5 protein-coding genes are annotated in these 7,903 nt (G+C 73.6%); 3 read left to right on the top strand and 2 right to left on the bottom strand.

Going from position 1 to position 7,903, the window contains the following annotated elements:
• Positions 1 to 187: 187 nt before the first annotated feature.
• Positions 188 to 1,408, bottom strand: coding sequence for an amidohydrolase family protein (locus IO30_RS0122895; protein ID WP_031145622.1), 1,221 nt, complete (start codon positions 1,406 to 1,408; stop codon positions 188 to 190).
• 132 nt (positions 1,409 to 1,540) lie between these two features.
• Between IO30_RS0122895 and afsR the strand changes: the two genes are divergently transcribed.
• The 3 genes from afsR (at position 1,541) to IO30_RS0122880 (ending at position 5,952) form a co-directional block, all read left to right on the top strand.
• The gene (afsR, locus tag IO30_RS0122890) at positions 1,541 to 4,597 is read left to right on the top strand and encodes an SARP-family global regulator AfsR (protein WP_031145620.1); all 3,057 of its coding nucleotides are present in this window, start codon (positions 1,541 to 1,543) and stop codon (positions 4,595 to 4,597) included.
• A 216-nt stretch (positions 4,598 to 4,813) separates the two neighbouring features.
• The gene (locus tag IO30_RS0122885; RefSeq protein WP_031145618.1) at positions 4,814 to 5,002 is read left to right on the top strand and encodes a hypothetical protein; all 189 of its coding nucleotides are present in this window, start codon (positions 4,814 to 4,816) and stop codon (positions 5,000 to 5,002) included.
• Positions 5,003 to 5,211: 209 nt separating this feature from the next.
• Positions 5,212 to 5,952 (top strand): class I SAM-dependent methyltransferase, encoded by a 741-nt coding sequence (locus IO30_RS0122880; protein WP_031145617.1) that lies wholly within the window; start codon positions 5,212 to 5,214, stop codon positions 5,950 to 5,952.
• Here IO30_RS0122880 and IO30_RS0122875 read toward each other — a convergent pair.
• A complete protein-coding gene (locus IO30_RS0122875) occupies positions 5,949 to 7,868 on the bottom strand; it encodes a FadD3 family acyl-CoA ligase (RefSeq protein ID WP_237403444.1) in 1,920 nt (639 codons plus the stop codon). The genes IO30_RS0122880 and IO30_RS0122875 overlap by 4 nt on opposite strands.
• Between the last annotated feature and the right edge of the window lie 35 nt (positions 7,869 to 7,903).

The following is a 7,903-nucleotide window of genomic DNA, read 5'->3' as shown; positions in this document are numbered from 1 at the left end:
CCATCGCGAAGCGACGCGACCGCAGGGAGCGCCCTTGAGGGCCCGGCCCGGCACGGAAGGACCCTGGGACTGACGGGAATCCCCCAAGACTTCTCTGATCAGGTCAAGGGATAACAACCCTCCCGAAGCCCCCGCCCCGCCCCTCACCTCACCTCACCTCACCCACCGCCCCCTCACCCCTCACCCCTCACCGCCCCGCCCAGAGCCCCTCCGGGGTCAGGCCGAGGAGGTCGATCGCGTTGCCTCGGACGATGCGGTCCACCGCCGCCGGGTCCAGGTGGCCCATCTGGGCTTCGCCCACCTCGCGGGACTTGGGCCACGTCGAGTCCGAGTGGGGGTAGTCCGTCTCGTAGAGGACGTTGGCGACCCCGATCGAGTCGAGGTTCTTGAGCCCGAAAGGGTCGTCGAAGAAGCAGCCGAAGACGTGCTCGGCGAAGAGCTCCGACGGCGGGCGGTGGACCTTGTCCGCGACGCCGCCCCAGGCGCGGTTCTCCTCCCAGACCACGTTCGCGCGTTCCAGGATGTACGGGATCCAGCCGATCTGGCCCTCCGCGTACATGATCTTCAGGTTGGGGAAGCGTTCGAACTTGCCGCTCATCAGCCAGTCGACCATCGAGAAGCAGCAGTTGGCGAAGGTGATGGTGGAACCGACCGCCGGCGGGGCGTCCGCCGAGGTGGACGGCATGCGGGAGGAGGAGCCGATGTGCATGGCGATGACCGTGCCGGTCTCGTCGCACGCCTGGAGGAAGGGGTCCCAGTCGTCCGTGTGGATGGACGGCAGGCCGAGGTGCGGGGGTATCTCGGAGAAGGCCACCGCGCGCACGCCGCGCGCCGCGTTGCGGCGCACTTCGGCCGCCGCCAGCCGGGCGTCCCACAGCGGGACGAGGGTGAGAGGGATCAGGCGGCCGTGGGCGTCGGGGCCGCACCACTCCTCGACCATCCAGTCGTTGTACGCCCGGACGCCGAGCAGCCCGAGTTCGCGGTCCTTGGCTTCGGTGAAGGTCTGGCCGCAGAAGCGCGGGAAGGTCGGGAAGCAGAGCGCCGACTGGACGTGGTTGACGTCCATGTCCGCGAGGCGGTCGGGAACCGAGAAGGACCCCGGGCGCATCTGCTCGTAGGTGATGACTTCCAGTTTGATCTCGTCGCGGTCGTACCCGACGGCGGTGTCGAGGCGGGTGAGCGGCCGGTGCAGGTCCTCGTACACCCACCAGTCGCCGATCGGGCCGTCGTCGCCCTTGGCTCCCATGACGGGAGCGAACTTGCCGCCGAGGAAGGTCATTTCCTTCAAAGGGGCGCGGACGACGCGGGGGCCGATGTCCTGGTACTTGGACGGGAGCCGGTCCCGCCAGACGTGAGGGGGCTCCACCGTGTGGTCGTCCACCGAGATGATCTTCGGGAAGGTCTCCATACCCGCTACGGTAGCGCCGATCTGACGAACCGTCAGCTAGTTGGGAGCCGATCGGTCCGTTACGGGCTGACGTGTACGCGCAAGACAGGGCAGACTGACCCTTACACCGACGGAAGGCAGGGGGGACGACAGATGGACGGCGTACCGGCCATCCCGCACCCGCGGAAACACCCCGCAGCACACCGGAACACCGCCACCTCCGCCGGGCGGACCCCCTCGGCCACGGTCTCCGCCGAACCGGCCGCCGTCTCCGCCGAACCGGCCGCCGCCTCCCCCGCCTCCGCGGGGTCCCGCTTCGCCGTCCTCGGGCCCATCCGCGCCTGGCGCGGCTCCGAGGCCCTGCCCTCCGGCACCCCCCAGCAACGCGCCCTGCTCGCCGCGCTCCTGCTGCGCGACGGGCGCACCGCCACCGCGCCCGAGCTGATCGACGCCATCTGGGGCGAGGACCCGCCGCAGCAGGCCCTGGCCACCATCCGTACGTACGCCTCCCGCCTGCGCAAGGTCCTCGACCCCGGGCTGCTGGTGACCGAGTCCGGCGGCTACGCCATAAGGCTGCGCTCCGCCGCCACCCTCGACCTCGGCGTCGCCCGCAGCCTCGCCGCCGACGCCGAGGCCGCCCGTACGGCCGGTGACCGCACCCTGGCCCGTACGTTCCTGGCCCGCGCCCTGGACCTGTGGGACGGCGAGCCCCTGGCCGGAGTGCCCGGCCCGCACGCCGAGACCGAACGCACCCGCCTCGCCGAATGGCGCCTCCAGCTGCTGGAGAGCCGCCTCGACCTCGACCTGGAGGTCGGCCACCACGCCGAGGCCGTCTCCGAGCTGACCGCGCTCACCGCCGCGCACCCGCTGCGCGAGCGCCTGCGCGAGCTGCTGATGCTCGCCCTGTACCGCAGCGGCCGGCAGGCGGAGGCGCTCGCCGTCTACGCCGACACCCGCCGCCTCCTCGCCGACGAGCTCGGCGTCGACCCGCGCCCCGAACTCGCCGCCCTCCAGCAGCGCATCCTGAACGCCGACGCCGACCTGGCCCGCGCCGAGGAACCGGCGCCCGCGACCGCTTCCGTCCACGTGAGGCCGGCCCAATTGCCCGCGACCGTGCCCGACTTCACGGGCCGTGCCAGTTTCGTCGACGAGCTCGGCACGATCCTCTCCGGTGGCGCCGAGGGCCAGGTCATGGCCGTCTCCGCGCTCGCCGGGATCGGCGGCGTCGGCAAGACCACCCTGGCCGTGCACGTGGCCCACGCCGCGCGGCCGCACTTCCCCGACGGGCAGCTCTACGTCGACCTCCAGGGCACCGAGGCCCGTCCCGCCGAACCTGAAGCGGTCCTCGGGGCCTTCCTGCGCGCGCTCGGCACCCCCGACAGCTCCATCCCCGACTCCTCCGCCGAGCGCGCCGCGCTCTACCGGTCCACCCTGGACGGCCGCCGCGTCCTGGTCCTGCTCGACAACGCCCGCGACGCGGCCCAGGTGCGCCCGCTGCTGCCGGGCACCGCGGGCTGCGCCGCCCTCGTCACCAGCCGGGTCCGCATGGCGGGCCTCGCCGGGGCCCATCTCGTCGACCTCGACGTGATGAGCCCCGAGGAGGCCCTTCAGCTGTTCACCCGGATCGTGGGCGAGGAGCGCGTGCGCGCCGAACGCCAGGCCGCCCTCGACGTCGTCGGAGCCTGCGGCTTCCTGCCGCTGGCCATCCGCATCGCCGCGTCCCGCCTCGCCGCCCGGCGGACCTGGACCGTCTCCGTCCTCGCCGCCAAGCTCGGCGACGAGCGCCGCCGCCTCGACGAGCTCCAGGCCGGCGACCTCGCCGTCAAGGCGACGTTCGAGCTGGGCTACGGGCAGCTGGAGCCCGCCCAGCAGCGGGCGTTCCGCCTGCTGGGGCTGGCCGACGGGCCCGACATCTCCCTGGCCGCAGCGGCCGCCGTGCTCGACCTGCCGGAGCACGGCACCGAGGACCTGCTGGAGGCTTTAGTCGACTGCTCCCTGCTGGAATCGGCCGCGCCCGGCCGCTACCGCTTCCACGACCTCGTACGCCTCTACGCGCGTGCGTGCGCCGAACGCGACGAGCAGCCGCCGAGCCGGCGCGACGCCGCCCTGGACCGGCTGCTGGACTTCTACCTCGCCACCGCCTCCGGGGTGTACGCGCTGGAGCGCCCGGGCGACCGGCTCCCCGCGCACCTCTCCCCCACCGACCACCCCGGCCTGTCCTTCACGGAGCCGCGGACCGCCCTGGACTGGCTGTTCGCCGAGGCGGACCCGCTGCTGGCCTGCGTACGGCAGGCCGCCGCGCGGGACGGGGAGACGCACGTGCTGCGCCGGGCCGTGGACCTGCTGTGGGCGGCGAAGGACCTGGCGGAGTCGGGGGCCAACTCCAAGCAGTACGAGTCGTCCGCGGTGGCCCTGCGCGACGCCGCCCGCGCGGCGAAGGACCCGCGGGCCGAGGGCCGGGCCCGGACCACCCTGACCATGGTCTACCTGGTCTCCGGGCTGAACGCGGAGGCCGACGACGAGGCGCGGCAGGCGATGGCACTGGCCCGCGAGGCCGACGACCCGCTGCCGAGCTGCTGGGCGCCCAACGACCGCGGGATCATCGCGCTGCACCAGGGCCGGTACGCCGACGGCGAGCGGTTCCTGCTGGAGGCGATCGAGAACTTCCGGGCCGACGACAACAACATCGGCGAGGCCAGCGCCCTGTGCAACCTGTCCCGCATCCACGTGATGCTGGGCCGTCTCAGCAGCGCCATCGACCTCGCGCAGCAGGGCATCGCCATATACGACCGGATGGGCCTGACCCTGCGGCTGGCCAACGGCCGGTACGCGCTGGGCATCGCCCTCACCCAGGCGGGCCGGCTCGGCGAGGCGCTGGCGCAGCTGACCGAGGCGCTGTCCCTGTTCCACGAGAACCGGCAGCCCCTGTGGGAGGGCGTGACCCACTTCCGGCTGGCCGAGGCCCATCTGGCCGCGCGCCGGCCCACCCTGGCCGCCTCGCACGCCGAGCAGGCGATCGCGCTGCGCGGCATCGGCGGGGAGTGGCGGCGGGCCACGGTCCTGACGGTGCTGGGCAAGGCGCTGCGGCGGCTGGGGCAGACGGACCGGGCGCGGGCCTGCTGGCGGGACGCGGAGACGGTGTTCGCGCAGCTGGACTCGGCCGAACTGGCCGAGGTGCGGGCTCTGTTGGCTTCGGAGCTGGCTGCCTGAGGCGCGACCGTGGCAGCGGTCTGCGGTTGCGTCCTGCGACTGCGGTCCGTGGCTGCCGGCGCTGAACGGGACGTTCATCGTTCGTTTATCGCCGCCCGGCACGATAGGTACATCGACCCGGCGCGTCGGGGGGCAACCGGGTCGGTCGGGGGACTGCCCGTTCGGCGGTCCTCGGGGGAATCGCCGAACGGGCCCACCTACCCATCAGGAGATCCGATGACGACGAACGAGAACATCCTGCCGAAGGACGGCGACCTCAAGCCGCTCGACAACCATGCCTCGGGCGTCGAGATCGAAACGCTGGACAACCACGCTTCGGGCGCCGAGATCAAGCCGCTCGACAACCAGACCTCGGGCGAGGAGATCCAGACACTGGACAACCACGCGTCCGGCCCGCGTCCGTAGGACCAGGGCGCAGCAGCTCCGCACCGCACGGGGGAACCACGGGGGGATCCGGGGGAACACGGGGGAACGCGGCGCGGAGCTGGGGGGACGGGGGAGTACGGGGGAACACGGGGGAGAGCGGCGGTCGCGGTGGCCCGGAGGGGGAGCCATCGGGGCCGCCGCTTCCGTGTGTCCGCCGGCGGGGGCGCCGGGGCGCATAGGGTGGGCCGGTGTTCACCTCCCAGGGGCCGACCGTCCGCGAACTGGCCGTCCAGGCCCTCTCCTCGGTCGAGCGCGGGTACGACCTGCTCGCGCCGAAGTTCGACCGCACGCCCTTCCGCACCCCGGACCGGATGCTCGACGCCGTTGAGGAGACCCTCGCCCAGCGCGAGGGGTCCTTCGGTGCCGGTCTGGACGTGTGCTGCGGCACCGGCGCCGGGCTCGGGATGCTGCGCCGGCTGTGCCGGGACCGGGTGACCGGGGTGGACCTCAGCGCGGGCATGCTGGCCGAGGCCGCACGGGCGCATCCGGACCCGCGCGTGGACTTCGTACGGGCCGACGCGCTGGCGCTGCCCCCCGCGCTCGGGGAGGCGTACGACCTGGCGGTGAGCTTCGGTGCCTTCGGGCACTTCCTCACGGCCGAGCGGCCCGCCCTGTTCGCGGGCGTGCACGGTGCGCTGCGCCCCGGCGGGGTCTTCGCGTTCCCGATCGGCGCGCCGCTCCCGCCGGGGTCGCCGCTGTGGTGGGCGGTGGCGGGCTTCGACGCGGCCATGCGGGTGCGCAACGCGGTGTGGCGGCCGCCGTTCGTCATGTACTACCGGACGTTTCCGCTGGGCGGGGTCCGCCGGGACCTGACGGCGGCCGGCTTCACGGTGGAGACCGCCCCCCTGGACCACTTCGGCCACCTCCCGTCGGGCGCCCCCCGCTGGCGCCTGGTCCTGGCCCGCCGCCAGGACCGGGGCACCGTCTAGGAACGGGTGCGGGTGCGGAGTTCGCGTTTGAGGACCTTGCCGCTTGCGTTGCGCGGGAGTTCGGTGACGAACTCCACGGTGCGCGGGACCTTGTAGTTGGCCATCTCCCGTCGGCTCCAGGCGATCAGGTCGTCGGCGGTGAGGGTGGAGCCGGGGCGGCGTACGGCGTAGGCCTTGCCGACCTCGCCGAGGCGGGGGTCGGTGATGCCGATGACGGCGACGTCGGCGATGTCCGGGTGCAGGCCGATGAGTTGTTCGATCTCGGCCGGGTAGGCGTTGAAGCCGCCGACGATGAACATGTCCTTGATCCGGTCGGTGATGCGCAGGTTGCCGTCCGCGTCGAGGACGCCGACGTCGCCGGTGCGCAGCCAGCCTTCGGGGGTGATCGCCTTCGCGGTCTCGGCGGGGTCCTCGAAGTAGCCGGACATGACGTGGTGGCCGCGGACCCACACCTCGCCGGCCGTGCCGTGGGGCTGGGCGGCTCCGTGCCGGTCGGTGATGCGCAGTTCGGTGCCGGGGACGGCCCGGCCGGAGGTGGCGGCGATGACCTCCGCCGGGTCGCCGCGCCGGCACATGGTGACGATCCCGCTGGCCTCGGAGAGCCCGTAGGCGGTGAGCACGGTGGCGATGTGCAGTTCGCCGCGCAGCCGTTCGACGAGCTGGAGCGGGACCACGGCGGCGCCGGTGACGACCAGGCGCAGGGCGGTGAGGTCGTGGTGGTCGCGCTGGGGGTGGTCGAGGAGGGACTGGTGGAGGGTGGGCGGTCCGGGGAGTACGGAGATCCGCTCGGCGGCGATGTTGGCGAGGACGGTGTCGACGTTGAAGACGGGCTGGGGGACCATCGTGGCCCCGCGCATCAGGCAGGCGATGATCCCGGCCTTGTAGCCGAAGGTGTGGAAGAAGGGGTTGACGATCAGGTAGCGGTCGCCCTCGCGGAGTCCGGCGAGTTCGCTCCAGACGGCGTAGCAGCGCAGGGACTGGGCGTGGGTGATGACGGCGCCCTTGGGGCTGCCGGTGGTGCCCGAGGTGAAGATGATGTCGGAGGGGGCGTCGGAGGGGATGGATGCGGCGCGTTCGCGGACCGCGGCGGCCGGGATGCGGTCCCCGCCGGCCAGGAAGTCCTTCCAGGTGCGGAAGGACTCGGGGGCGTCGTCGGCGAGGACGACGACCTGTTCCAGGAGCGGCAGCGCGGGCAGTGGTCCGCTGCCGGGGCCTTCGGCGGCGGCGCGGCGCAGGGAGGCGACGTAGGAGGTGCCGAGGAAGGTGCCGGTGACGAAGAGCAGCCGGGTGCGGCTGCGCTGGAGGACGTAGGCAGCTTCGGCGCCCTTGAAGCGGGTGTTGAGAGGGACGAGCACGGCGCCGGCCGTGACGGCTCCGAGGGCGGAGACGATCCATTCCAGGGTGTTGGGGGCCCAGACGGCGACGCGGTCGCCCGGTTCCACGCCGGCGGCGATGCAGGCGGCCGCGGCGCGTTCGACGCGTTCGCCGAGCTGGGCGTAGCTGATGCGGGTGCGGCCGTCGACGACGGCCTCGTGGTCGGCGTAGCGGGTGGCGGCGTCGCGGACCAGTCCGGCGATGCTGCCCCAGCGCAGGTCCCCGCGCGGGTCCTCCCGCGGGTCGGCCGGGGCGGCCAGGTCGGCCGGGGCGCCGGGAGGGGCCTCCCGCAGCTCGCCGTACCGGTCCTCGCCCGCGTCGCCGGGAGGGGGCGCCTGCCGCGGGGCGCCGAGCGGTCTCCCGACCGCGTCGCCCCGGGGCGCCTCGCCCTGGTCCACGCTCTGGCCGCCGTGCAGGCCCCCGCCCCCCGGGCCCTCCCGCAAGCCCTCCCCCGGCGCGGTCACGCGGCCCGCGCCGCGGCCCGTTCCGCGGCCCGTTCCGCGGCCCGTTCCGTGCAGTGCGTCGTGTCCGTCCTCGCCCATCGTCCGCCCCTCCCGGTACCCAGTAGCTGACTATC

The organism is Streptomyces xanthophaeus (assembly GCF_000725805.1).
In the GTDB taxonomy this organism is placed as follows: domain Bacteria; phylum Actinomycetota; class Actinomycetes; order Streptomycetales; family Streptomycetaceae; genus Streptomyces; species Streptomyces xanthophaeus.
Note: the sequence above shows the minus strand (reverse complement) of the source record. Positions and strands in the feature narration are given on the sequence as shown.

Coding starts and splice junctions, on each gene's coding strand:
- IO30_RS0122895 (WP_031145622.1), bottom strand. CDS start 1,408: ATGGAGACCTTCCCGAAGATCATCTCGGTGGACGACCACACGGTGGAG.
- afsR (WP_031145620.1), top strand. CDS start 1,541: ATGGACGGCGTACCGGCCATCCCGCACCCGCGGAAACACCCCGCAGCA.
- IO30_RS0122885 (WP_031145618.1), top strand. CDS start 4,814: ATGACGACGAACGAGAACATCCTGCCGAAGGACGGCGACCTCAAGCCG.
- IO30_RS0122875 (WP_237403444.1), bottom strand. CDS start 7,868: ATGGGCGAGGACGGACACGACGCACTGCACGGAACGGGCCGCGGAACG.